The organism is Leeuwenhoekiella sp. LLG6367-2.1 (assembly GCF_045055775.1).
In the GTDB taxonomy this organism is placed as follows: Bacteria; Bacteroidota; Bacteroidia; order Flavobacteriales; family Flavobacteriaceae; genus Leeuwenhoekiella; species Leeuwenhoekiella aequorea.
In genome coordinates this window covers 54,803-81,731 of record NZ_CP159331.1, presented here as the reverse complement: position 1 = coordinate 81,731, position 26,929 = coordinate 54,803, and the positions used below count along the sequence as shown (strand labels likewise).

21 protein-coding genes are annotated in these 26,929 nt (G+C 37.8%); 9 read left to right on the top strand and 12 right to left on the bottom strand.

The features are described 5' to 3' along the window. Nucleotides 1-20 precede the first annotated feature (20 nt). Together ABVM53_RS00380 and ABVM53_RS00375 are read left to right on the top strand one after the other, a co-directional pair. The gene (locus ABVM53_RS00380) at nt 21-3,227 is read left to right on the top strand and encodes an efflux RND transporter permease subunit (RefSeq protein ID WP_405328165.1); all 3,207 of its coding nucleotides are present in this window, start codon (nt 21-23) and stop codon (nt 3,225-3,227) included. Beyond that, the gene (locus ABVM53_RS00375; RefSeq protein WP_405328163.1) at nt 3,217-4,650 is read left to right on the top strand and encodes a TolC family protein; all 1,434 of its coding nucleotides are present in this window, start codon (nt 3,217-3,219) and stop codon (nt 4,648-4,650) included. The genes ABVM53_RS00380 and ABVM53_RS00375 overlap by 11 nt, the downstream gene beginning before the upstream one ends. Nucleotides 4,651-4,729: 79 nt before the next feature. Here ABVM53_RS00375 and ABVM53_RS00370 read toward each other — a convergent pair whose 3' ends face one another. From ABVM53_RS00370 to ABVM53_RS00350, 5 genes are all read right to left on the bottom strand, one after another. Continuing rightward, the gene (locus ABVM53_RS00370) at nt 4,730-5,221 is read right to left on the bottom strand and encodes a DUF2306 domain-containing protein (RefSeq protein WP_405328160.1); all 492 of its coding nucleotides are present in this window, start codon (nt 5,219-5,221) and stop codon (nt 4,730-4,732) included. A gap of 109 nt (nt 5,222-5,330) precedes the next feature. Then, entirely contained in the window at nt 5,331-6,446 is a 1,116-nt protein-coding gene (gene leuB / locus ABVM53_RS00365) for a 3-isopropylmalate dehydrogenase (RefSeq protein WP_405328157.1), read from the bottom strand. Nucleotides 6,447-6,569: 123 nt separating this feature from the next. Further along, the gene (gene leuD / locus ABVM53_RS00360) at nt 6,570-7,154 is read right to left on the bottom strand and encodes a 3-isopropylmalate dehydratase small subunit (protein WP_405328154.1); all 585 of its coding nucleotides are present in this window, start codon (nt 7,152-7,154) and stop codon (nt 6,570-6,572) included. Between the two features lies 1 nt (nt 7,155). Continuing rightward, entirely contained in the window at nt 7,156-8,541 is a 1,386-nt protein-coding gene (leuC, locus tag ABVM53_RS00355) for a 3-isopropylmalate dehydratase large subunit (RefSeq protein ID WP_405328151.1), read from the bottom strand. Between the two features lie 141 nt (nt 8,542-8,682). Further along, entirely contained in the window at nt 8,683-9,855 is a 1,173-nt protein-coding gene (locus tag ABVM53_RS00350) for a 2-isopropylmalate synthase (protein ID WP_405328148.1), read from the bottom strand. 128 nt (nt 9,856-9,983) lie between these two features. Here ABVM53_RS00350 and ABVM53_RS00345 point away from each other — a divergent pair, with 128 nt between their 5' ends. Together ABVM53_RS00345 and ABVM53_RS00340 are read left to right on the top strand one after the other, a co-directional pair. Beyond that, nucleotides 9,984-11,546, top strand: coding sequence for a hypothetical protein (locus tag ABVM53_RS00345; RefSeq protein ID WP_405328145.1), 1,563 nt, complete (start codon nt 9,984-9,986; stop codon nt 11,544-11,546). A gap of 94 nt (nt 11,547-11,640) precedes the next feature. Next, the gene (locus ABVM53_RS00340; protein WP_405328142.1) at nt 11,641-12,534 is read left to right on the top strand and encodes a DMT family transporter; all 894 of its coding nucleotides are present in this window, start codon (nt 11,641-11,643) and stop codon (nt 12,532-12,534) included. Nucleotides 12,535-12,551: 17 nt separating this feature from the next. Here ABVM53_RS00340 and ABVM53_RS00335 read toward each other — a convergent pair whose 3' ends face one another. After that, nucleotides 12,552-13,262, bottom strand: coding sequence for an RluA family pseudouridine synthase (locus tag ABVM53_RS00335; protein WP_405328139.1), 711 nt, complete (start codon nt 13,260-13,262; stop codon nt 12,552-12,554). 40 nt (nt 13,263-13,302) lie between these two features. After that, a complete protein-coding gene (panB, locus tag ABVM53_RS00330; protein WP_128758559.1) occupies nt 13,303-14,121 on the bottom strand; it encodes a 3-methyl-2-oxobutanoate hydroxymethyltransferase in 819 nt (272 codons plus the stop codon). A gap of 68 nt (nt 14,122-14,189) precedes the next feature. Here panB and ABVM53_RS00325 point away from each other — a divergent pair, with 68 nt between their 5' ends. Together ABVM53_RS00325 and ABVM53_RS00320 are read left to right on the top strand one after the other, a co-directional pair. After that, complete coding sequence (locus ABVM53_RS00325; RefSeq protein WP_405328135.1) at nt 14,190-14,642, top strand: nuclear transport factor 2 family protein; 453 nt, start codon at nt 14,190-14,192, stop codon at nt 14,640-14,642. Between the two features lie 222 nt (nt 14,643-14,864). After that, entirely contained in the window at nt 14,865-18,122 is a 3,258-nt protein-coding gene (locus ABVM53_RS00320; RefSeq protein ID WP_405328132.1) for an ankyrin repeat domain-containing protein, read from the top strand. Here ABVM53_RS00320 and ABVM53_RS00315 read toward each other — a convergent pair. Then, complete coding sequence (locus tag ABVM53_RS00315; protein WP_405328129.1) at nt 18,119-19,552, bottom strand: L-serine ammonia-lyase; 1,434 nt, start codon at nt 19,550-19,552, stop codon at nt 18,119-18,121. The two genes, ABVM53_RS00320 and ABVM53_RS00315, sit on opposite strands and share 4 nt — an antisense overlap. Before the next feature lie 117 nt (nt 19,553-19,669). Here ABVM53_RS00315 and ABVM53_RS00310 point away from each other — a divergent pair, with 117 nt between their 5' ends. Further along, nucleotides 19,670-20,038: a S24 family peptidase gene (locus ABVM53_RS00310; protein ID WP_405328126.1), complete on the top strand. Its 369-nt coding sequence runs from the start codon at nt 19,670-19,672 to the stop codon at nt 20,036-20,038. Beyond that, nucleotides 20,038-21,318 (top strand): Y-family DNA polymerase, encoded by a 1,281-nt coding sequence (locus ABVM53_RS00305; RefSeq protein ID WP_405328123.1) that lies wholly within the window; start codon nt 20,038-20,040, stop codon nt 21,316-21,318. The genes ABVM53_RS00310 and ABVM53_RS00305 overlap by 1 nt, the downstream gene beginning before the upstream one ends. 9 nt (nt 21,319-21,327) lie before the next feature. Here ABVM53_RS00305 and ABVM53_RS00300 read toward each other — a convergent pair whose 3' ends face one another. Next, nucleotides 21,328-21,987 (bottom strand): CPBP family intramembrane glutamic endopeptidase, encoded by a 660-nt coding sequence (locus ABVM53_RS00300; RefSeq protein ID WP_405328120.1) that lies wholly within the window; start codon nt 21,985-21,987, stop codon nt 21,328-21,330. Between the two features lie 264 nt (nt 21,988-22,251). Here ABVM53_RS00300 and dnaK point away from each other — a divergent pair, with 264 nt between their 5' ends. After that, nucleotides 22,252-24,162 (top strand): molecular chaperone DnaK, encoded by a 1,911-nt coding sequence (dnaK, locus tag ABVM53_RS00295; protein WP_128758552.1) that lies wholly within the window; start codon nt 22,252-22,254, stop codon nt 24,160-24,162. A gap of 165 nt (nt 24,163-24,327) precedes the next feature. Here dnaK and ABVM53_RS00290 read toward each other — a convergent pair whose 3' ends face one another. From ABVM53_RS00290 to ABVM53_RS00280, 3 genes are all read right to left on the bottom strand, one after another. Beyond that, the gene (locus tag ABVM53_RS00290; RefSeq protein WP_405328117.1) at nt 24,328-25,200 is read right to left on the bottom strand and encodes an XAC2610-related protein; all 873 of its coding nucleotides are present in this window, start codon (nt 25,198-25,200) and stop codon (nt 24,328-24,330) included. Between the two features lie 60 nt (nt 25,201-25,260). Beyond that, nucleotides 25,261-25,995, bottom strand: a complete 735-nt coding sequence (locus ABVM53_RS00285) for an SDR family oxidoreductase (RefSeq protein ID WP_405328114.1) — start codon at nt 25,993-25,995, stop codon at nt 25,261-25,263. A 74-nt stretch (nt 25,996-26,069) separates the two neighbouring features. Then, nucleotides 26,070-26,744: a DUF2243 domain-containing protein gene (locus ABVM53_RS00280; protein WP_405328111.1), complete on the bottom strand. Its 675-nt coding sequence runs from the start codon at nt 26,742-26,744 to the stop codon at nt 26,070-26,072. Nucleotides 26,745-26,929 lie beyond the last annotated feature (185 nt).

Here is a 26,929-nt window from a genome sequence, read left to right as displayed (position 1 = left end):
CAAATCTAAAACGAAAAAACATGTTTAGTCAATTTATAAAAAGACCCGTTTTTGCGATAGTAATTTCGATTATTATCTTATTTATAGGTTCGCTTGCTATTAAGCAGCTTCCTATCTCCCAGTTTCCGCAAATTGCGCCTACGACTGTAAATATATTCATCGCTTATCCTGGAGCGAGTGCAGATGTATTGGTGAAATCAACATTAATTACACTTGAAAATGCCATTAATGGAGTAGAAAATATGCGTTACATGGCCACTGATGCAACTAGTGCAGGAGAGGCAACATTACGTATAATTTTTGAACCCGGTGTAGATCCTAATGATGCTGTTGTACGCGTGAAAACGCGGGTAGATCAGGTTATGCCACTCTTACCTGAGTTGGTACAACGGGAAGGTGTCGTTATTACGCCAGTGCAGCCCAGTATGTTGATGTATGTGAATCTGTATTCTAAAGATAAGGGTATGGATGAAAAATTTCTATACAACTATGCAGATGTAAAAATGATTCCTGAGATAAACCGACTCAAAGGGGTGGCGCGGTCTCAAATTTTAGGAAGTCGCCGTTATGCGATGCGCGTTTGGTTAAATCCAGAACGCATGCGTGCGTATTCCATTTCTGTCGAAGAAGTAATGGAAGCTTTGCAGGAACAGAGTATAATAGGAAGACCCGGTAGAATAGGACAGAGTTCTGGTATAAGTGCCCAATCTTTAGAGTACGTTCTTACCTATAAAGGTCGTTTTAATGAACCTGCAGAATACGAGAATGTTGTTATACGCGCTAATGCAGAGGGAGAAAGCATTCATTTAAAAGATATAGGAAAGGTAGAGTTAGGAAGTGAATTTTTTGACATCTATTCAAACCTTGATGGCCATCCTTCTGCTGCAATTGTACTCAAACAGAATTACGGTAGTAATGCGAGTGAAGTTATTGATGAGGTTAAAGAGAAGCTCGAAGAAATGAAAGCAGATTTCCCTCCGGGAATGGATTATAATATTAGTTATGACGTATCAAATTTTCTGGATGCTTCCATAGAGCAAGTAATCGATACGCTTAGAGATGCTTTTCTTTTAGTAGCCTTTGTTGTATTTATTTTTTTAGGAGACTGGCGATCTACGTTGATACCTATTATTGCGGTTCCTGTTTCTTTGGTTGGTGCTTTTTTTGTGATTCAGCTGTTTGGGATGTCTATAAATCTGGTTACTTTATTTGCTTTAGTACTCGCGATAGGTATTGTAGTAGATGATGCGATTGTAGTCGTTGAAGCGGTACATGCAAAGTTTCACGAGTTTCCTTCTATTATTCCATACAAAGCAGTTAAGCTTGTTCTAGGAGAAATTTCTGGGGCTATTATTGCAATTACTGCCGTGATGGTTTCGGTTTTTCTACCTATAACTTTTATGTCTGGGCCGGTAGGAACATTTTACAGGCAGTTTTCAATTACCATGGCGAGTTCTATTGTGATTTCTGCAGTGGTAGCTCTTACGCTAACGCCGGTTTTATGTGCGATGCTCTTAAAGAATAACCACGGAAAAGAGAAAAAAGGAAACCTATTAACTAAAACACTTGATGGATTTAATAATTGGTTTGACAGGCTTACCGGAAGGTATGTAGGCGTTCTAAAATCTATAGTGAGTAGGAGGGTTTTAACCTTTGGAGTACTTGCCGTCGTTTGTGGCTTGATATTTTTGGAAAATCAGATTTTACCATCAGGATTTATCCCCAGCGAAGATCAAGGAACTATCTATGCGATTATCCAAACTCCGCCGGGAGCTACGCTAGAGCGTACAAACAAAGTATCCTTAGAACTTCAGAAAATTTGTGAAGAAGTAGCAGGGGTAGAATCGGTTTCTTCTCTAGCCGGTTATGAGATAATGACCGAGGGCCGTGGATCTAATGCCGGAACTTGTTTAATAAACTTAAAACCGTGGGATGAACGGGAACATACAGTTACCGAAATAATGGAAGAACTGGAAGAGAAATCTAAAAATCTAGGTGCAGTAATTGAGTATTTTGAACCGCCGGCTATTCCAGGATTTGGATCTTCAGGAGGTTTTTCTATGCGCTTGCTTGATAAAACTACAGATACCGATTATCAGGATTTTGATAAAATAAATCAAAATTTTATGGATGAGCTGGGCAAACGTAAGGAGCTAGCTGGATTGTTTACCTTCTTTGCTGCAAATTATCCGCAGTACGAACTTGAGATCGATAATGATCTAGCGATGCAAAAAGGAGTTTCTATTGGCAAAGCGATGGAAAACCTAAACATCATGATAGGTAGTACCTACGAGCAGGGCTTCATAAAATTTGGTCGCTTTTTCAAAGTTTATGTGCAGTCTGATCCGCAGTTTAGAAAACTACCTTCAGATATTTTAAATCTGTATGTAAAAAATGATACCGGTGAGATGGTTCCTTATTCGGCATTTATGAAGCTTAAGAAAACGCAGGGGCCAAATGAAGTAACACGTTACAATATGTATAATTCTGCTGCAATACAAGGTCAACCTGCAAAAGGATATACCACAGCAGATGCAATTGCCGCTGTACGTGAAGTAGCTGCGACAACACTACCACAAGGTTATGATATCGCTTGGGAAGGGTTGTCTTATGATGAGGCAGGTAGAGGTAATGAAGCCTTGTATATATTCGGGATCGTATTAGCTTTTGTATACTTTGTACTCGCTGCACAATATGAAAGTTTTATAATTCCGCTTGCGGTAATTCTTTCAATTCCTATTGGGCTTTTAGGATCTTTTGTATTGCTTCAGGCAATGGGACTTCAAAATGATATTTATGCTCAAATAGGACTCATAATGCTTGTAGGTCTCCTCGGAAAGAATGCAGTTTTGATTGTAGAATTTGCTGTTCTTAAACATAGCCAGGGCGCTACAGTTTTAGAAGCAGCCATTGAAGGTGCTCGCGTTCGCTTTAGACCTATTTTAATGACCTCGTTTGCTTTCGTAGCAGGTCTTATTCCATTAATACTTGCTTCAGGAGCAGGAGCCATAGGTAATAGAACGATCGGTGCTTCTTCTCTTGGCGGAATGTTATTTGGAACTCTTTTCGGAGTACTTATAATTCCGGGATTGTATTACATTTTTGGATCACTGGCAGAAGGCAGATCGCTTATTAAAGATGAAGAAGATCACTCCTTGTCTGAAGGATTTGTAAATGAAATAGACCGTTTTTCAAAATTAGAAGATGATGATCAAGATGATAAATAGACTAAATTTAATATATACGGGAGTAGTTGTTTTACTACTCTCGTTTTCAGCCTGTAAAGCTCCTGGCCTTATAGAACGTGATGTAGAAATTAATCTGCCAGAAACTTACTCTGCTACCACAAATACTGTACAGACTACTCTTGTAAACTGGAAAGACTATTTTACAGATCCTTATTTAGGAGTCTTGATTGATACGGCTTTGCAAAACAATCAAGAGTTAAATATTATGCTTCAAGAAATTTCTATTTCTAAAGCCGAGATCAAAGCTAGAAAAGGGGAGTACTTACCATTTGTAGGTTTTGGAGCTGCTGCAGAGACTGAAAAAGTGGGAAGATACACCAGTCAGGGAGCTAATGATGCAAATACAGAAATTAAAGATGGAGTAGAATTTCCGGAGCCGTTGCCAAATTATAGATTTGGACTTCAGGCAAGCTGGGAATTAGATATCTGGGGAAAATTACGCAACTCTAAAAAAGCTGCAGTTCTCAATTATCTGTCCAGCCTCGAAGGTAGAAACTTTATGGTTACGCAACTCGTAGGTGAACTTGCAGAATCTTACTACGAGTTGATGGCACTAGACAATCAATTAGAAATTGTAAACAGAAATATCGAAATACGTAATAATGCTTTTGAGATAATTAAGCTTCAAAAAGAAGCTGCGCGTGTAACTGGTCTCGCCGTTTCAAGATTTGAAGCTGAAGTATTGCATACAAAGAGTTTACAATTTGATATTCAACAGCGCATTATTGAAACTGAAAACCGAATTAACTTTTTAGTGGGCCGATTTCCACAGAAAGTAGCACGCAGTACTACTAAATTGGTTGATTTGAATCCTGTAACGATAACCTCTGGAATTCCCGCTCAGTTGTTAGAAAATCGCACCGATGTAAAACAAGCCGAGCTCGCGCTATCTGCAGCAAAGCTCGATGTTAAAGTTGCTAAGGCTCGTTTTTATCCTTCATTAGGAATTAGTGCAGGTATAGGTTATGAGGCGTTTAATCCCAAATACTTATTGAATAGTCCTGAGTCTCTTTTGTATTCTATAGCGGGTGAATTGACAGCTCCTTTACTTAATAGAAATGAAATCAAAGCTGCATATATGACTGCAAATGCTAAACAGATTCAGGCAGTATTTGATTATGAGAAAACGGTGCTTAATGCATATATCGAAGTAGCAAACCAACTTTCTAAAGTGGATAACTTGGCTAAAAGTTATGCTTTGAAAGCACAGGAAGTGGACGCTCTTAACCGATCTGTAGAAATTTCTAATAAACTTTTTAGATCTGCACGGGCCGATTATATGGAAGTTTTAATGACTCAGCGGGATGCATTAGATTCTAACTTTGATTTAATTGAAACTAAGATGGATCAAATGAACGCGTATGTCCATATGTATCAAGCCTTAGGTGGCGGTTGGAATTAAATTAGTTAGTTAGTGTTAATGTGGTGATGCAAATTTGCCACTGGAAACCGCCCAGCTTTGATCTTCCGGGCGGTTTTTTTTATCGTACAATTATATCCAATCCCGAGCGCATTTTTAATTGCTGAAGTATTCTTTTTCGTCTTGTGAAAATAAGGATAGATCCTAGAAGATAGGGAAGAACCCAAAATAGACTAATACTTAACCAAATCGGCCAATGCGGAACTAATGCAAATAAATGGGAGCCGCCTGCCATAAGCAAACCTACGTAGCTATACGACATCCACATATAATGCTGCAATACCCATCCGCGATAGGTGCGCTTATACAAAGGGAAATACATACCCAATAAAAGTGTCACGAGAGAGACAATTGATAAAACGTGATAGGGGCCGAACCCGGCGAATAAATCAAAGATTAAAAAAGAGGTCAAAAGAAGGATGAGCATACTCAATACATACAAATAGCCGATACGTTTATGAAGTCTAGTGCCTTTTATATTGAGTAACACAAAGGCGCCAGAGAATAATGCAAGAACCGAAAATAAGGTATGAATAAGATTTATAATACGCATAGTAATTGGTTTATACGCAGTAATTTAACGAAAAAAAAGCGATCCATATCGGGTCGCTTTTTTCTATTTATCAAAAGTCTTATATCTAAAACCTCTTGGCTAATTTCATTTAGATAATGGTACTCTGTCCCATATGAATATTTTTAAAATTGCGATTGGTATCTTCAGGATGCGTTAGGAAATCGGCAATAAAGTCTCCTACTTTAGCTGTTGTAAAAGGTTTTTTAGGATTAATATCACCTGTTGTAATTCCTAATTCCAGTGATTTTTCAACTGCATTTTCTATAGCTGCAGCTTCTTTATGCAAATCTAAATGTCGCAACATCATGGCAGCAGATAATATGGAAGCTAGCGGATTTGCAATATTTTTTCCGGTTGCCTGCGGAAACGAACCGTGAATAGGTTCAAACATCCCAACAGTGCTTCCTACTGAAGCTGAAGCTAAAAGACCTATAGAACCTCCAATCACTGATGCTTCGTCTGATATGATATCACCAAATAGATTTTCAGTAAGAATGACATCAAACTTACTAGGGTTTAAGATCATCTGCATAGCTGCATTATCTACAAAAAGAAAGTCAAGTTCGACATCTGCATAGTCTTTTGCAATTTCAGTAACCGTTTTACGCCATAAGCGAGAAGTTTCTAAGACGTTAGCCTTATCAACAAGGGTTAGTTTTTTTCTTCGGTTTTGTGCTTCTTTAAATGCAAGGTGTGTAATTCTGCTAATTTCTTCTACCGAATAAGAACAACCATCGGTTGCCACCTGACCGTCTTTACTAAGGTGCTTATCACCAAAATAAATTCCTCCGGTTAATTCGCGATAAATAGAGATATCAGTACCTGAAATTATTTCTCGTTTCAGTGGAGAATTATCTATTAATCGGTCAAATGCTTTAACCGGTCTAATATTGCAAAAAAGGCCTAGAGACTTTCTAAGTTTTAATAAACCTTGTTCTGGCCTTACCTTAGCTGAAGGATCGTTATCATATTTAGGATGACCTATTGCTCCAAAAAGTACAGCATCACTTTCCTTACAAATCTCGATAGTTTCATCGGGAAGGGGATTGCCTGTTTCGTCTATAGCACACGCACCAACTAATGCATTTTTATAAACAAATGAGTGATCAAAAACATCGGCAATCGCATCTAATGCTTTGATTGCTTGTTCTGTCACTTCGGGTCCAATACCATCTCCGGCTAAAACTGCTATATTAAATTTCATAGATATTTTTTTAGTTCAAAACCCCACGCAGTTGAAACACGTGAGGTTTTTGATAATTATTGCTATCGTCTAGCTTTGAACAAAACGTTCAAAACTAACGTCATATTTGATGTTTTTGAGTTTTTAAAACGTTTGTTCACGTTCAAAAGCTTCAATAGTTTCTTTTTTACTTATTAAAAAGTCGATATCGTCATAGCCATTAATCATACATACTTTTTTATACGGGTCGATTTCAAATTCTAATTCACCCACAGGCGAACTTAAAACTTGATCTTCTAGATTAATAGTTAATTGGGTATCTGGCTTCTCTTTTATAACGTCAAGCAAACTCTTTAAATAATCAGGTGTTACTTGTATAGGTAAAATTCCATTATTTAAGGCGTTGCCTCTAAAAATGTCTGCAAAGAAGCTACTTATAACCACTTTAAATCCGTATCCTGCAATCGCCCAAGCTGCGTGCTCTCTACTAGAACCGCAACCAAAGTTGTCACCAGCTACTAATATAGAACCAGAATACGTGTCATCATTAAGCACAAAATTTTCATTTTTATTGCCTTCGTGATCAAATCTCCAGTCTCTAAATACATTATCACCAAAACCCTGCTTATCTGTGGATTTTAAAAAACGAGCAGGAATAATCTGATCTGTATCTATATTTTCTATAGGTAAAGGAACTGCTGTATCTGTAAGTTTGATAAACTTTTCCATTTTAGTTAAATTGTTTTGTGATGTCTGTAATTTTCCCTGAAACTGCGGTAGCTGCCGCCATTAGCGGACTTGCTAAAATAGTACGAGCACCCTGACCCTGTCTTCCTTCAAAATTTCGGTTTGATGTAGAAACACAGTACTCTCCTTCCGGAATTTTATCGTCATTCATTGCCAGACAAGCAGAACATCCCGGTTGTCTAAGTGCAAAACCAGCTTCAGTAAATATTTTATCTAAGCCTTCGGCTACTAATTGTTTTGCTACCTGCTGCGACCCTGGAACTAACCAAGCATTTACATTAGCAGCTTTCTGTTTACCCTTTACAAAGTTTGCAGCTATTCTAAAATCTTCAATTCGACTATTTGTGCAGCTCCCTATAAACACATAATTTATGGGCTTATCAATAAGACTTTCTCCCTTTTTGAAGTTCATATAAGCCAGAGCCTTCTCAAGATTTACATCTTCTTTATCGGGAATATTGCCGGTAACTTTTATACCCATTCCCGGATTTGTACCATAGGTAATCATCGGTTCTATATCAGCCGCATCAAAAGAATACTCTTTGTCAAAAACGGCATCTGCATCTGTGGGTAATGTTTTCCAATAGGCTAGTTTTTTATCCCACTCTGCTTGCTCAGGAGCAAACTCACGACCTTTAACATAGTCAAATGTTGTCTGGTCTGGAGCAATCATACCGCCACGGGCACCCATTTCGATACTCATATTACATACGGTCATTCGACCTTCCATAGACATCTCTTCAAAAACGTTACCTGCATACTCACAAAAATAACCGGTACCTGCATTTGTACCTATTTGTGATATTACATATAGAATCACATCTTTAGGAAGAACATTTGGTTTTAATTTTCCGGTTACATTGACGCGTAAACTTTTTGGTTTTGTCAACAGGAGACATTGGCTGGCAAACACCTGCGCTACCTGACTCGTACCTATTCCAAAAGCAATTGTACCAAATGCTCCGTGTGTAGAAGTATGGCTATCACCACAAACCATAGTCATTCCCGGTTGGGTAATACCAAGCTCAGGAGCCATAACGTGAACAATACCATTATACTTATGACCTAAACCATAAAGAGTAATCCCGTGTTTTTCACAATTATCACTCAATTGTTTTAATTGGTTACGAGATAGTAAATCACGTACTGGTAAATGTTGATCTACAGTAGGGGTGTTGTGATCTGCGGTAGCAACGATTTGATCTGGTCGTGCTACGGGAATACCGCGTTCTTCAAGTTCAGAAAATGCTTGCGGACTTGTTACTTCGTGAATAAGATGTTTATCTATATAAAGAACTTGCGGACCATTAGGTACCGTGTCTACTACGTGAGCATCCCAGACTTTGTCAAATAATGTTTTTCCTGCCATTGTTATATCAATTCGTTCTTAAGAACGTACTATTATCATTTATTAGTTGTGCTATCGAACACATTCAATAATTAAATTTTTTAAGTAAAAAATAAGGATTCTTATACAAGAATCCTTATTAAAACACTAATATATAAAACGTTAAGCTTCAACCGGAGCTTCAATTTTTACAACTTTCATTATCTCATGAATATCATTGTCGATGATTTCCTTCTTCTTATCTGCAAAGGTAAGAAAGACGTCGTATACATCGTCAAGCTGAAGTTTAGTTAATTCATAACCTACTTTTTTAGATCGATAAGCAAGAGCCGCTCTACCGCTACGTGCGGTAAGTACAATTGCACTTTCGGTAACACCTACTTCTTCGGGATCCATAATTTCATAGGTTTCCCGATTCTTGATTACTCCGTCCTGATGAATTCCGCTACTGTGCGCAAATGCGTTAGATCCTACAATAGCTTTATTTGGTTGCACCGGCATACCCATTTTTTCGCTTACCATTCTACTGGTATCATAAAGTAAACGTGAATTTATACTGGTGTCTAAACCTAGAGTAGGATGTTGACGCAATATCATAACCACTTCTTCCAGAGATGTATTTCCTGCACGTTCTCCTATACCATTTATAGTACATTCTATTTGTCGAGCTCCATTAATGACACCGGCGATCGAGTTTGCGGTAGCAAGCCCCAGATCGTTATGGCAATGGCAAGACAAAATCGCACGTTCAATACCTTTTACATTTTCTTTTAAATATTTAATCTTAGCACCATATTCTTCCGGTAGACAATATCCCGTTGTATCCGGAATATTTAAAACGGTCGCACCGGCTTTTATAGCTGCCTCACAAACCCGAGCTAAGTATTCATTGTCTGTACGACCTGCATCTTCAGCATAAAATTCTACATCTTCAACAAATGTTTTTGCATAAGCTACCGCGTCGTAAGCGCGCTTTAAAATCTCTTCGCGATTAGACTTAAATTTATGTAGGATATGGGAGTCGCTTGTACCTATTCCAGTATGAATACGCGGCTTAACTGCATGACGTAATGCCTGAGCAGCAACTTCTATATCTTTCTTTACCGCACGGGTAAGACCACAAACGGTGGCATTTTTTACAAGCTTTGAGATTTCTTCTACAGATATAAAATCTCCAGGGCTGGATATAGGAAAGCCAGCCTCTATAACATCAACACCCAGCAGATCGAGACGCTCAGCAATAATCAATTTCTGATTAGTATCTAATTTGCATCCGGGAACTTGTTCCCCATCTCTCAAGGTTGTGTCAAAAATTTGGACTTTATTATCACTCATAAGTGGATTTTTTCTCAATTTAATTGTGAATATATAGAATGGTGGTACTTTTGATATTCTATTTGATCAAAACCCTACGATGTTTAAGTAATTTTAGGATTATTTAATTTACTGAAAATCAAATTATTATGCGTAAAATCATTACAACAGCAAATGATTCAAAAGATTCTCTTTATGTGCTTATTAAGTCCTTATCGAAGTCTGAGAAAAGACAATTCAAGCTTTATGTAGGTCGTCTCGATGGGAATGCCGATTCAAAATATTTGCAGTTATTTAATCTGCTAGATAAGATGAATACGTATGATGAAACCGAAATTTTCAAGAATAACATTGTAAAAAAGCAACAACTCTCTAACCTTAAAGCACATTTATACAAACAGATTCTTATCTCATTGAGGCTGAGTCCGGCACATCAAAATATACGTGTGCAAATACGAGAACAACTGGACTTTGCCACTGTTTTATACCAAAAAGGTTTGTACCAGCAGTCTCTAAAATTACTGGAGAAAGCTAAACATATGGCGATTGATAACGAAGAGAAAAATGTAGCGTATGAAATCGTTGAGTTAGAAAAAGTAATCGAAACTCAATACATTACGCGTAGTATGAGTACGCGTGCAGAGGAGCTGGCAAAGGAGGCCGAAGATTTAAGTGTACAGAATCTAATGACCAGCAAACTCTCCAATCTTTCCCTGCAGTTGTATGGTATTATGCTCAAAACCGGGTATGTGCGTAGTGATGTAGAACGCCAGGAGATAGCTGCCTATTTTAGTAATGCTATGCCTAACTATGATTTGAGCAAATTAGGCTTTAGAGAGAAATTATGGCTATACAAAGCCTTTTTATGGTACAGCTTCTTAGTACAGGATTTTGTTTCATGCTTTAAATATGCAACCCGATTTGTAGAGCTTTTTGAAGAAAATCCTTCTATGATAGGTAGAAATCCGGTTTTTTATCTGAAAGGAAATCACTACTTACTAGAATCTCTATTCTATTTAAAACATCATACAAAATTTAAAGAGGTCCTTGATGGTCTCGAAGACAGACTTGCAAATGAAGACTTTCCGCGTAGCGATAATTTAGAAATACTCGAATTTTTATACGTGTATTCGCATAAGCTGAATTTAAAGTTTATGGTAGGAGATTTTACTACAGATGACGGTCTCATTAACACAATTGAGAAGTACCTCAAACAGTCTCGTCAACGAATGGATGAACACCATATAATGGTGTTTTACTATAAAATCGCGAGTTTGTATTTTGGATCTGGACAAAACAAAAAGTGTATAGAATACCTAAGCCGTATCATCAATAATAAATCTCTTAAAATGCGAGAAGATCTTATGTGTTTTGCCCGCATTTTAAATCTTGTTGCGCATTATGAAGCGGGTATGGATTATCATTTGGAAACGCTTTTGAAGAGCACCTATAAGTTCCTCATTAAGATGGATGATCTTCATGAAGTACAGAAAGAAATGATAAAGTTTCTACGAAACTTAGGCGAAGTGTTTCCGGGAGAGATTAAAAATGAATTTATAAAACTCAGAAACCGACTGGAAATTTATGAGGAAGATCCTTATGAACGACGTGCCTTTTTATATCTTGACATCCTAAGTTGGTTAGACAGTAGAATTCAAAACCGTCCAGTTGCTGAGATCATCAAAGAAAAGGCCCAGGTTTTAAACAGATAGTTCATTGATAATACTATAGAGACAACTTACCTTTAAATTACATCAAGGTGACTTAAAAAGTACTTGATATTTAAATCTAAAAAATTCATATTTCTTGTCAGCAGCTCCTAATACATTTATTAAAAATATTTTACAACTCAATCTGGCTATGCTCTTGGTGAGTACCAGTGGGGTTTTAGGAAGAGCTGTTATTATGCCACCAGTTGTTACTATAGCGTGGCGAGCACTTTTAGCGGGTCTATTTTTGTATTTATTTTTAAGGTGGAAACGTATTAGCCTCCAGATAAATAAAGAAGATCGATTACAAGTTTTTTTAGGTGGTTTGCTTATGGGGATACATTGGGTCGCGTATTTCAAAGCTTTACAACTGAGTAATGTAGCTATAGGTATGTTGACAATCTTTACATATCCAGCACTCACCAGTATTTTAGAACCGCTATTATTGCGACTTCCTTTTCAAAAAATACATCTTTTTTTAGGTCTGTTAGTATTGGCAGGAATCGCATTTTTAATTCCTGACCTTGATTTTGAAAATCAATATACACAGGCTGTTGCTTTTGGAATAGGTTCTGCGCTTGCCTATGCGTTGCGTAACATTTTAATGAAAAAGCAAGTAGCAAAATACCACGGAAGCTTATTAATGTGGTACCAGGTAGTCATTGTAGGTGTTCTACTTATCCCATTGGGTCTTGACACAACCACCGAAGCTTTACAAGAAAATATACTTTTTATAATCGCTTTGGCGTTCGTCACCACTGCTGTAGGGCATACCTTGTTTCTTCTAACGTTTCGGTATTTCTCAATTACAACAGCGAGTATTATAAGTAGTGTGCAACCCGTTTATGGGATCTTGTTAGGAATACTATTTTTAGGAGAAATCCCGAAGCTTGCAACACTCTTTGGCGGATTGCTAATTTTAAGTGCAGTGGTAATTGAAAGTTTGAGAACGGCTAAAAAAAACAACAAATCCAAAGCAGTTAAACTTTAACGACTGCTAATACGTATCTAATTGTCAGTACAGGCTTTCCAAATAGAATCTTCAGTAGGAGGAGGAGCGACAAACGTGAGTTCTTCTTTAGTTACCGGGTGTATGAGAACCAATTTTCTGGAGTGAAGGTGAATACTTCCGTCGGGATTACTGCGATCAAAACCATATTTTAAATCTCCTTTAATAGGACAGCCAATAGCTGACAGTTGCGAACGTATTTGATGATGACGACCGGTATGTAAATCTATTTCAAGAAGAAAATAATTATTTAGCTCCTTAATTATGCGATAGTCTAATATTCCTTTTTTGCTATCTGGCACTTCTTTTACATTACTATAACTCTTGTTTTGCTTAGGGTTACGTTTGAGGTAATGTATAAGTGTATCTGCTGCTTTAGGAGGTGTATTTTTTACAACCGCCCAGTAAGTCTTTTTCGCCTCTTTTTCAGCAAATAATTTGTTTAAACGCGGTAAGGCTTTTGAAGTACGCGCAAAAATTACAATTCCGCTAGTTGGCCGGTCCAGGCGATGTACAACGCCCAGATATACAGCTCCCGGTTTATTGTATTTTTCAGCTATATAATTTTTTACTACATCACTTAAAGGTGTATCTCCGGTCTTATCTCCCTGTACAATGTCTCCGGGACGTTTATTTATCACGATTAGATGATTGTCTTCATAAATTACCTGAAGATTATCTTTAGTGCTGTGTGTAGATTCTGAATTCAAATAGGTATAGCTATTACTTGGTTATGGACGACTTTTCAGCTTAATATTGTTCCTCGTCATTAGGGAAATCAAGAGACTTCACATCGGTAATGTATTGTTCAAACGCACCGGTCATTTGTGTATGCATATCAAGATATCTTCTTAAAAAACGCGGACTAAATTCCTGACTCATTCCCAGCATGTCGTGCATTACTAATACCTGACCGTCAACACCATTACCGGCGCCTATTCCTATCACCGGGATAGTAAGACTCTCTGCAACTTCACGAGCAAGTTGATTAGGTACTTTTTCTAATACTACAGCAAAACAACCTAAACGCTCTAATAACAACGCATCTTGTTTTAATTTTTCTGCTTCTTGTTCCTCTTTTGCGCGTACTGTATAGGTGCCAAATTTGTATATGGATTGCGGCGTTAAGCCCAGGTGTCCCATTACCGGTATGCCTGCATGAAGTATGCGTTTAACCGATTCTTTAATCTCAGTACCACCTTCTAGTTTAACCGCGTGACCACCACTTTCTTTCATTATACGTATTGCAGAACGTAAAGCCTCTTTAGGGTCACTTTGATAACTCCCAAAAGGCAAATCAACTACAACAAGGGCACGCTTAATAGCACGTACTACAGATGATGCGTGATAGATCATTTGGTCTAAAGTAATAGGTAGCGTAGTCTCGTGACCGGCCATTACATTAGAGGCAGAATCGCCTACCAAAATCACATCGATCCCGGCTCTATCAACTATAGTAGCCATGGTGTAATCATAAGCGGTAAGCATAGCGATTTTCTCACCCTGAGATTTCATTTCAGTTAGTGATTTTACAGTAATACGCTTGTATTCTTTTTTACTTGCAGACATTGTTGCGGTTTTTGTGCGCGTAAAAATAGTAAATTACTAAGGTATTAACTACCTAAGCTTATTTTACAATGATTAAAACGTATATGCTATTGGCTTTACTCAGCTTTCCGTATGGCTTACTTGCTCAAAATCAAGCTACACCAAAAGATGTAATCATTCAATTTTTTGAAGCATTTCATAGACAAGATACCACAGCAATGCGCCTACTGGTAAACGATTCTATAAGAATGGAATCTATAAGTAGTGACGAAGAGCAAGAAATTGTAATTACCCAAACTAGTTTCAGTCATTTTCTTAAATCGATAGCATCAATTCCAAAAACCATTGAATTCCGAGAAGAAATCTTAGAATACATCGTAAAAGAAGATGCTTTAATGGCAAATGTATGGACGCCTTATACCTTTTTTATAAATGGTAACCCCAGTCACTGCGGAACAAATAATTTTCAGCTTGTATTGGAAAATAAGATGTGGAAAATCATTTATATTGTAGATACTCGAATAAAAACGGATTGTATCTAGTTTTTCTTTTTGATATGAAGTAATTGTCTATCTTTTCAACCCCTTATGCTATAATCTCCCCTTGATCAAATTTTATTAACTCCAACTAAAAAGGGTACGATTTTGATTAAGTTCAGTTTTTTATATTTTCTATTTTTTATTAGTTTTTCGGCGGTTTTAGCACAGCAAGAAACCTCGAATCGACCGCTTTTATCTCCTGGATTTTCAGTAGATATTCGATTTATGGATCCTTTAGATTATAGTAAGGTTTCCGTTATTTCCGGAACTACTTCTGCCATTTTTAACTACCCAAAAGAGATTACCGCATCTAAGCTGAAAACCAAACTCAATTCGCAACTCAACTATGAGTTTATTACATCTGCCTACGACTTTGAAAAGCAAGTATTAAAAGCCGATAGCCTGCAAAGACCACTTTCTTCCCGATTTTCTTCGGTTTACAACACGGCGAATGCCTTAGAAACTTCAGAAGATTTTTTAATCGTTTTCTGTTTAAGAACAAAACCTGTCTACGAGCGCCAATTGGCTAACCAACCTCTTTCTGAAACGTTTAGAGATGCGGTAGTTAGATTAGGAAGAGATATTTCGCCTCAAGGCTTTATATCTAAATTTGGTACGCATTACAGCACACAGGTAACGTATGGCGGAAAATTTATAAGTAAAAATGCAATACGTCGGCAGGATTTTGTTGAATCACCATACACCGAGAATGAATTTAAAGCTGCCGTTTTAAAATCCATTACGCAACAGCAACAAAATACCGCGATTACAGATCCATACATCCACCTGGCACCGGCGCAATATTATACACAAGGAGGAGCAACCACCGAAATGTGGGACGAACGCTGGGAACAAAGCGTAAATTCTGAAAATGCCCAAGTCATAGACGCACAATTTGTTGAAATAACGAACTTATTAACCGCAACCAACTTTCCCGATATAGAAGATATCGAACTAAAGAGAAAAAGTTTGCAAGAAGCAATTGAAACCTCCAGGCTTAAATCGGTTTCCTGGCAAACAAAAATGCGTCCGGCCGTGTTTTTTAAAAAATATTCGCTTCAGTTTACTCAGAAAATAGGAAAACTAATCAAACAGCGGGTAGGTACCGAAGAGCAAGATGCTAAAAGTTATATAGGCGATTTATTCTTCGGAAGTTTTAATGAGCACGGGGAACCTATGAAAACGACACCGCTCATCGATTATAACGGGGTTGATCTCAATACACTTCTAACTGAAGAAGAAATAAATGTAAATAAGCTTCTTGAATTTACCATCTCTCCGGAAGAATTGAAAAATGCCTATGTAAGCGTTTGGGACGATACTCAAAAGCTGGTAAAAGGAGCCAACAGAACAACCTTATTTGTATCGGGTAGCGAGGAGGCTCGTACCTATTTTAGAGAGGCACTTGTAAAACCGGTTTATAAAGAGGTGACGATTACCACCATTGATAAGGACGTTTTTAATGTGGCATATAGCCTCGAATTGGTCAAAACTAAAAAGAATCTTCAATCTCTGGCGAGTGGATATAATTACTCATTAGATTCTGAATTAATTGCAGCGGCTGCAAGTGGAGACACTGCAAATCTTGAAAAATTGTATATCAAAGGAGCTTCTCGCAGAACCGATGGGGTGGTAAAAGCAATTATTCAAAATTTTGAAACTGCAGATTTATTAAATCTGGTGTTTGATTTTGGTGTAATCCCAAGTACAGATGATCTGGATTTGGCGTTTGATCCCGATTATTTTGCTAAGGAAAAAGTAATCGCATTGCTAGAGCGTGGAGCGGTGCCTAAAAATAATATGATTTATAAAGCCGTCGCATATCAAGAGCCCGAAGTTATACACGCGCTTCTGAGAACAGGAGCAAAATCGGTTAATAATGATGTCGCTTTTGCTGCTAAGCTGAATAATTATCAAGTGATTAAAGCTTTGATGTCTTTAGATTATGAGGGTTTTGTTGCCGAAGAAAATATGCTAGCAATCGCCGTGGCAAATGGGGATGAAGAACTAACTAAAAAATTTATTGATTACGGGGCTTCTGCAAATCCAGAGATATTAAAACTCGCACTTGATGCAGATAGTCCGCAGATTTTAGATCTGGTAAAAGCGGTTTCTAAGAATTCTTCTCAAGTTTTTGAAGTGGTTGCTGCTTCTAATGATGAGGTACTATTCGATTATTTTGCAAATCAGGGAGCCGTAACTATTACAGATGAGGTCTTAACTACGGCAATATCAAATAACAATATCAATATACTTAAGCAGGCTTTAGATTCTGGAGGTTCGGTAGCATTTGCTTTAAACCAAGCACTGAAACTGAATAATGTTGACGCCATTCGCTTAAGTCTGAAAAAAGGTGGAGCTGCAGACAGTGTTTTTGAATATGCAGTATCAAACAATGATTTTGAGCTTTATAAAGAGCTTATCGAAAAATATAAGGGCGACAGTCAGCTGGCTTTAACCACTGCAGTTTCCTTAGATAAATTAGAATTTGCGAGGTATATACTAGCAGGTAAAGAACATAAGGTAGAGCTAGATACTTCAATGGATTTGGCCGTTAAAAATGAAAATATCGATATGTTGCAATTATTAACTTCTGAAGGCGGTAATCCGCAAACAGTTGTAGAAGCAGCAGTCAATATCGGCAATGTAGAAATATTAGAATATCTCATCGGTCAAGGTGTAAATACTGCAGATGCTTCATTAATAAAAAGTGCAGCAGCTGCTAAAACCAAGGAGCTTGTAGCACTGTTATTAGCTACAAAGCAGGTTGACTTAAATCTGGTACTTACAGATTTAATTAAGTTGCAGAGTCCGGAGATTATTGAGGATGCCCTTAAACAAGAAGTAAGGGTTAGCAAAGAAAACCTAGAACTAGCTATTGCATTAGACAATGAGCGCATAGTTGCTCAATTATTAGAGCAGGCTGAACCTTCTGTTTTAAGTGAACGTCTCCTTTCAAAAACAATTGAAAAAGATATGAATGTAGCTGCAGACTTCTTAATAGAAAGGCTCGCCAATCCCGATTTTGCATTTAAAGCCGCTTTTCAATATAAAAATAAAAATGCCTTACAAATCGCATTACGCCGAGGTGCCGCTGTACAGGAGTCTGATTTAATGGAAGCGGCAAAGTCTCATTTTAATGATGCTATCCCTGTATTACTTAAACAAAATTTACCCGCAAGTATTACCGATGTGGAGGGCAATACCTTATTACATATTATTAGCTACCGCTACGATTCGGGAGATGAAAATCTGCTTGATTTGCTAATTGCATCAGGGATTAATATAAATGCTAAAAATAAGATTGGGGAAACTCCACTGCACTGGGCTGTCAAAGCCGGAATGTCTAATGAGATTCTTATAAAGAAACTTATAGAAAACGGAGCTCTCCCCGAGGCAGAAACCCTATCGAGTAGATCGGTCACAGATTATGCCGAGACAAAAGAAGTACGTCAATTATTAAAACGATTAGAATTGCGTTAGCAATCGCTAAGAGCAACGTTTACCGCCAGACCGCCTTCACTTGTTTCCTTATACTTAGAATTCATATCTTTTGCTGTTTGCCACATTGTTTCTATCACTTTATCAAGGGGCACTTTAGCATTTTTAGCATCTGTATCTAATGCCATTTCACAAGCGTTGATCGCTTTAATTGCTCCCATAGCGTTGCGCTCAATACAGGGTATTTGTACCAGACCGCCTATGGGATCACAAGTTAATCCCAGATGATGTTCCATAGCAATCTCGCTAGCCATCAAAACCTGTTCTGGAGAACCTCCCATTAGCTCGGTGAGTGCTCCCGCAGCCATTGCGCTAGAAACTCCTATTTCTGCCTGGCAGCCTCCCATAGCGGCAGAGATAGTTGCACCTTTTTTAAATAGACTGCCTATTTCTGCAGCCACAAGCATAAACTGCTTGACATCTTCAAAATCTGCATCGTGATTTTCGATTACCAGATAATACATCATCACCGCCGGGATTACACCGGCGCTACCATTTGTAGGCGCTGTAACCACGCGACCTAAAGAGGCATTTACCTCATTTACTGCCAGTGCAAAACAAGAAACCCATTTAAGAATTTGTCTAAATTTTACTTCTGTACCGCGTATGCACTCAATCCATTCATCAGCGTTAGCGTATTGGCTTTCTCCAATTAAGGTCTTGTGTGTATCAAAAGCTCTTCGACGTACATTGAGTCCGCCCGGTAAGATACCTTCGGTATGGCAACCGGTGTACATGGAGTCGAGCATAACTTCCCAGATTTTTTGTAATCCCTCGTTAATTTGCTCTTCGCTGGCAAGCGACTTTTCATTTTCCCAAACGATCTCGGATATCTTTTTGTTTTCGGCTTTGCAATAAGCAAGTAGCTCGAGACCACTTTCTACAGGAAACGGAAACTGCTTAAGTTGCTCCTGCTTAATTTTTGAACGTTTACGTTCTTCTTGCACCACAAATCCGCCACCTATAGAATAAAAGGTATCAGATGTTTTCTTTCCTGATGCTAATAAGGCTCTAAAGGTTATACCATTAGGATGAAACTCTTTAAATTTTCTATTGAAAATAATTCCGCTATCGGGGCTAAAATTAAGGGTGCGTTCTCTATTAAATTGAATTTGTCCCGTTGTAGTGATACGATCAATTACCGTATTGATTTCAGCAATAGGAAACGTTTTAGGATCTAAACCTTCCAGACCTAAAAGTACAGCGATATCTGTCGCGTGACCCTTACCGGTTAGGGTTAACGATCCATATAATTCAACCGTGATTTGTACTACATTATCAAATTTATTTTTCTGTTTTAATTTTTCAATCCATCTCAAAGCAGCGCGCCAAGGACCTAATGTGTGCGAACTCGATGGTCCCACACCTATTTTTAACATGTCGAAAACGCTGATACTCTCAATTTTACGCATACCTGAAATTTGGGCTAAATATATAATTTTTAGAAGAGCTTAAAAGTTTAGTTCGACCAACTTAATTAACACGGATTAAATCCAATTTATTGGAAATATTCCATAATTTTGCGATCTATGGAATTTGAAAGTATACATAAAATTAAGCGGCCCGATAAAACACATAAAGCCGGGAGTTCTGAACAAACTGGGTTTCCGAGTCCGGCGACGCATTATCTGGAAAGTACAATAGATTTAAATCTCATTCTTACACGTAATCGGGATGCTACTTTTTTTATACGAATTCAAGGTGATGGGTGGCGGGAACATATGATTTGTAACCGTGATGTGTTGATTATAGATCGCTCGTTACCCGCTACTGCCGGGAAGTTAGCCGTTATTGTGAAAGACGGTGATTTTACGGTAGCCCGTATAGCAAAAGATAGTTTTGAGGATTCTGATACGGTGCTCTGGGGAGTAGTCACGTATATAATACACGCTGTGTAATGATAGCTCTGGTAGATTGTAATAGTTTTTATGCATCCTGCGAACAGGTTTTTAGACCTGATTTGTGGGGAAAGCCGGTGGTGGTATTGAGTAATAATGACGGGTGCGTAATTGCAGCGAATAAAGAAGCTAAAGCGCTTACTCAGATACCTATGTTTGAACCGGTGTTTAAGATTAAGCAGTTACTTATAGATCACGAAGTCTCTTTTTTCTCTTCTAATTATACGTTGTACGGAGAGATGTCTCAGCGGGTGATGAATACGCTAAAGCAATTTTCACCGCAAGTAGAAATTTACAGTATCGATGAGTCTTTTATAGATCTTGCCAATATGCGTTTTGTGAACCTAAATGCTCACGGTCATCATATAAAGAACACCATATTTAGAAATACTGGTTTACCGGTAGGAGTAGGGATCGCGCCTACAAAAGTGTTAGCAAAGTTGGCAAACCGTATGTCAAAAAAAATAGCTCATTATAAGCATGTATGTGTTCTAGAAACACCTGAAGCCTGCACGCAGGCTTTAAAAGATGCCGAGATTAAAGACGTGTGGGGAATAGGTAAAAAACATTGCCAAAGATTAAATAACCGAGGCATTTTTACTGCTCACCAGTTCGCCTACGAAGTATCCCTTGAGTGGGTGCGTAAAAATATGACGGTAGTAGGGGAGCGTATTTGGCGAGAATTGCGAGGAGAACCCTGTCTAAGTTTAGAAATGCTTCCGAAAGCCAAAAAAGCAATAGGTACTGCAAAATCGTTTGGTAATAAACTTACCGATCTGGGACTTATAGAAGAAGCTTGTGCGTATTATATAAGTGAAGTAAGCGAAGTACTGCGGAAACAGAACTCCTGTGCTCAATTTATACAGGTTTTTTTACAAACCAATTATCATAGTGACCGGGATGCGCAATATTCAAATAGCATAACGGTAACCTTAGCAACTGCCACAAACGATACTTTTATTCTAACCCGTGAGGCTACTAAAGCATTACGAACTATTTATAAGTCTGGTTATAGGTATAAGAAGGTAGGAGTAAATCTTAGCGGACTCATACCGCAAGAATTTGTACAGATGAATATGTTTGAATCGGTAAATCCCGAAGAGCGGTCTGCGCTTATGCAAACTGTAGATAAGCTCAATCAGAAGTATGGTAAATCTACAGTAAACTCCGGTCTTGTAGGAAACCGGCAAGAAAAGTGGGAGCTTATAAAAAAAGACCGTAGCCCCAGATACACCACGCAATGGTCAGAATTACTCGCAATTGATTCTAACTGGTCTTAGCTAGCAGGCTTAGTGAGCTAAAAGCAACATCGAGATTGGGATTGCATTATTCATACTGTGCATGGCGATCGACCAGCCCAGATGTTTGTTTTTAATCTTTATATATCCAAAAATGAAGCCTGCGACGATGCGGGGCACGATTAATAAGAATAGCGGAACATTGAGGGTAAAGGTCTCTACATAATTGGTAATATGAACAAGTCCAAAAAGAATTGAGGTCAAAATCCAAATAGGAATATACCAGCTTGAAATTTTGCTACGCAGATGTCTTGCTTTAAATGGGTTTATTAATTGAGTACCTATATAAGTGAGACACGCCAGAACTACGGCCAGAAAACTTACTTTAAAAAACCAATGCACATCTGGAGGGATGTAGGTTGCAGCAATAAAAACCGGCCAGGCTGCAATAAAAAGTACCAGATCTGTATGAGAAGGCTTAATTAAGGTTCTAAACATAAGCTCTTCAATAACCGGTGCAACGAGAATAATCATAATACCGGCGCGCAAAGGATTTGATTGCAGTAAATTCTGAAGTTGGCTCTGTTGATAGTCGGTTTCAGAAAATTGCGGATACAGTTTGACAAGCAGCAATCGAAGGAGACCAAGAAGGATATAAATACCAAAAAGGAGAACGAGACTTCTAGTAAAAATTTTAGTTTTTGCGGTCATTAAGATTTTTGAATAATGCTAATTGTTGCCTTGTTTACAAATGTAGGTTAGAAGTAATTAATAACTGCAAGAGGGATAGCAATGTAAATCCTGTCGCTCTTTTTGCGACAGATTGCAATGTATAGCCCGACAGTAATGCGCGGTTTGGCAAAATTACTGTCTTGCCCTAAATAAAATTATGACAGGTTGACAGTGTTAATCTAGTGGCACAAAGATTGACTTTAACAGCCTGAATAAAATTAATAACACTTAAAATTATATATAATGAGTAAGATCATAGGAATTGATTTAGGTACAACAAACTCCTGTGTTGCCGTGATGGAAGGTAACGAGCCTGTTGTTATACCTAATGCAGAAGGTAAAAGAACAACTCCTTCTGTGATAGCATTTGTTGAAGGCGGTGAAATCAAAGTAGGTGACCCTGCAAAAAGACAAGCTGTTACTAACCCAACCAAAACGATATCTTCTATTAAGCGTTTTATGGGTAACAAATTTTCTGAGTCTAATAGAGAATTAGAGAATGTTGCTTATGGCGTAAAGAAAGGTGATAACGATACTCCACGTGTTGATATTGACGGTCGTCTTTATACTCCACAAGAATTATCTGCAATGATTCTTCAAAAAATGAAGAAAACTGCAGAAGACTATTTAGGTCACGAAGTGACTGGAGCTGTTATTACAGTACCTGCATACTTTAATGATTCTCAGCGTCAAGCTACAAAAGAAGCTGGTGAGATCGCTGGTCTTAAAGTAGAGCGTATAATTAACGAGCCTACGGCTGCTGCATTAGCTTACGGTCTTGACAAGAAAAGTACAGATCAAAAGATCGTAGTATTTGACTTTGGTGGTGGTACGCATGACGTTTCTATCTTAGAGTTAGGTGACGGTGTATTTGAAGTACTTGCAACAGATGGTGATACGCATTTAGGTGGTGATGATGTTGATAGCAAAATCATCAACTGGTTAGCAGAAGAGTTTAAGTCTGAAGAAGATATGGATCTTCGTAAAGACCCAATGGCACTTCAGCGTTTAAAAGAAGCTGCTGAGAAAGCAAAAATTGAGCTTTCTTCTTCAAACCAAACAGAAATTAACTTGCCATATGTAACAGCTACTGCTAGTGGACCTAAGCATTTAGTACGCACATTAACACGTTCTAAGTATGAGCAGTTAATAGACGATTTAGTAAAAAGAACTATTGCTCCTTGTGAGACTGCTCTTAAAGCTGCAGGTCTTTCTAAGAGTGACATCGATGAGATTATCTTAGTAGGTGGTTCTACACGTATTCCTGCTGTACAGGAGGCTGTTGAGAAGTTCTTCGGAAAGAAACCAAGTAAAGGTGTAAACCCTGATGAGGTTGTTGCTGTAGGTGCTGCTATACAAGGTGGTGTATTAACTGGTGACGTTAAGGATGTACTTTTATTAGATGTAACTCCACTTTCTTTAGGTATTGAAACTATGGGTGGTGTTATGACAAAATTAATTGAGTCTAATACAACTATCCCTACTAAGAAGTCACAAGTATTCTCTACTGCTGCAGACAATCAACCAAGTGTTGAGATTCACGTATTGCAAGGAGAGCGCCCAATGGCAAATGATAACAAGACTATAGGTCGTTTTCACTTAGATGGTATTCCACCAGCACAAAGAGGTACTCCTCAAATCGAAGTTATCTTTGATATTGATGCTAACGGTATCATTAAAGTAAGTGCAGAAGATAAAGCAACTGGTAAGAAACAAGATATTCGTATCGAAGCTTCTTCAGGACTTACAGAAGAGGAAATTAAAAAGATGAAAGCAGATGCTGAAGCAAATGCAGAGTCTGATAAGAAAGCTAAAGAAAAAGTAGACAAACTTAACGAGGCAGACCAGATGGTTTTCCAAACTGAGAAATTGTTGAAAGATTCTGGTGATAAATTATCTGCTGATAATAAAACCAAAATCGAAGGTGCTTTAGAAGACTTGAAAAAAGCGCACGCAACTGGTGAATTAGAGCAAGTAACTCCTGCTTTAGATAATCTAAACGAGATCTGGAAGTCTGCTTCTGAAGAGATTTACAAAGCTCAGGCTGAAGGTGGTGCACAACCAGGTCCTGATGCAGGTCAACCAGCTGGAGACAGCGCTGATGGTTCTTCTGCAAGTGATGTAGAAGATGTAGATTTTGAAGAGGTTAAGTAATTTGTAACCTTAAAATTAAATACCTCCAGAGTTTCTCTGGTTATTAATACTCAAAAACCCGATGCATTTGCATCGGGTTTTTTTATGGCTAAAATTTACAATTGAAGTTGTTGAGTTAACTTGTTTGCAGGATGAATTATATACCGAGATTAATGAGGGTAGAACTTACTCACAATCTACCTCGATGTATTCTTCTGTAGTTTCATCATATTGAAGACAATTAGTATCTAGAAGCACCATAACGTTATCTACCACTTTGTAAGTCGAATTAATTATGCTTGTGCCTGCGCAGCATTGATTATGCTCATAGATCCGTTTTAATTCAGGGTCAAATTCTAAGGACGTACCACTAAAGTTGCTGATGCTGTACGTTTCTGAGTTGGGATTTCTAAGAATGAAAATTCTGGAAGTATTCGCTCCGGCATAACTGGCTTCAAATACTGAAAAATCTTGCAACCCGTCAAAATTATAATCTCCAACTTGCAAGTTATCTATTCCGAGTAATTGACAATCCAGACTAAGGGTTTGAATTAATTTATCGGTGCGCTTTTGAAAAACTTTTACTGCTATAATGCGCGCGTAGAATTGGTTTTTCTCTTTCTGCGTAACTAATTTAAAATAATGGTCTGCTGTAGTTATGGGCTGAATTAATTCTCTCGAAGACCATTGAATATCTGCTCCAGGATCTATACTAAAATCTTTTTTCAGAAAAATTTTATAATGTTTAGAATGATCTGCATTGATCCAATCACCAATGAGGTTCTTTCTAGAAGTTTTGTAATTTCTGAAAGTCAATGTAGCTGCTGTAGTACCTAAACTATCGTTTTCAAAAAGTTTTAAATCACCCTTATCTAAATATCCATCGATGTTAATGGGGGTATCATAGTTATCATACGCGTAAAAGGCACGCGAATCTCCATCGGAATATTGATGTAGAACGAGCTTGATAGGTGACTTACCTATTTTCCCCGAATAGGAAATTTGACAATCGACTTGTGAAGCAAAAAGGAGGGAAGCAACTAAGAAAATTGTTTTCATAAAACCCGTTTTTCAAATATGATAAACCTCCTCTAAATTTTCAGAAGAGAAATTTGGCATTTATATCATAGCGCCATTTGCGTAAATAACCTGTCCTGAAATCCATTTAGAATCCTCATTTGCAAGGAAAAGAACAACTTTAGCAATATCTAAAGGTTCGGCAATTCTATTAAAAACACTTTTTGAACTAAGCTGATCAATAGTTTCCTGTGACTTTCCTTTATTAAATAGTTCTGTAGCTGTAGGTCCTGGAGCAATTGCATTTACAGAAATACCTCTTCCAATTTCATTAGAAAATACGCGTGTCATCTGCTCAATAGCCGCTTTGGTACTCGAGTATAAGGCATATTTAGGAAGCATTAATTTTGTGGTGCTCGATGAAAAATTAATAATTATTCCATTATCAGCGAGCTTCGTGTGAGCTTCCTGAAGTGTATTAAAAACGCCGCGTACATTAATTTCAAAAACTTTTGAAAAATCATCTTGTGTATGGTCTTTCAGAAATTTATTATCCATAATCCCGGCATTATTTATCAAAACGTCTAGTTTACCGAATTCTGCTAGGGTCTTATCAAATAGCATGGTCACCTGATCTCTCCGGCTCACATCGGCTTTTACAGCTATGGCGCTGCCTCCATGATTTGTGATATGCGCAACAGTTTTATTTGCTTCCTCTTCACTACTTGAATAATTCACGACAACTTTAGCACCATTTTCACTGAGTAAAATTGCTACTTCGCGACCTATTCCGCGTGATGCTCCTGTGATAAGAATAACTTTATTTTCTAGCGACATACTATCATTTTTAGATGAATGATAAAGCTACCGAAAATAACCAGGAGCTCACTAAACAAAATAAGACAGATTTGTTATTCTTCTAGTCGTGTGGTGTAATAAGAACGATTGTAAATAAACACAAAACCGATTGTTATGCAGAGAACACCGCTAGCTAGAAATCCATAATTCCATAGATCTTGCTGCATTGAAAACTCATTTACATTATGAAATTTAAGGAGGTGGTGATGAATAAGGCCTTCTACCAAGTTGAAGATTCCCCAGCCGGCAAACAATCCGCCCCAGACCAATTTGGGAGATGGGTTGATATTCTTTCTTTTTAGCAATCTTACTAAAGAGGCAATACCAACTACAACTGCTAAAAGCGTTACCACGTGAAAAATTCCGTCCCAAAACATGTTAACCGATTTGCCTACAATAGTATCTATAGGTAGTTTATTTGAAACCATACCGTGCCATTGCAAAATCTGATGCAGGAAAATGCCATCTATAAAACCACCAATCCCAATGCCGAGGATTATTGAAGTAGTGGTTAATGGAACCGGATTTAAAAATAATTTATCTGGATTAAGGCTGGAACGTTTTTTATAGTGTTTAAAGGAAAAGTAGGAAAACACCATTACAATAATTCCCAGTATAAGGAAGCCGCTAATAATTTTAAATAGATTGGGAAGAAACTCTGTGTTATAAAGTGCATCCTGTACGGCTTTGTTACAGTTTATACAACTTAATGTAGTTGTTGAATCCATAGTGCTAACATCAAAATTAAACCTGGTGATATATATCATACTCTGTTTTGCATTACGCAATCACATAACGTTATTGTATATAAGTTGTGCTTTAGTTGGTTAACTAATTTACCAAATAATACAAAAGGCAAATCCTAAAGGTTTACCAAAAGTGGATGTCAATTAACAATTAACCCTGGTTGGGT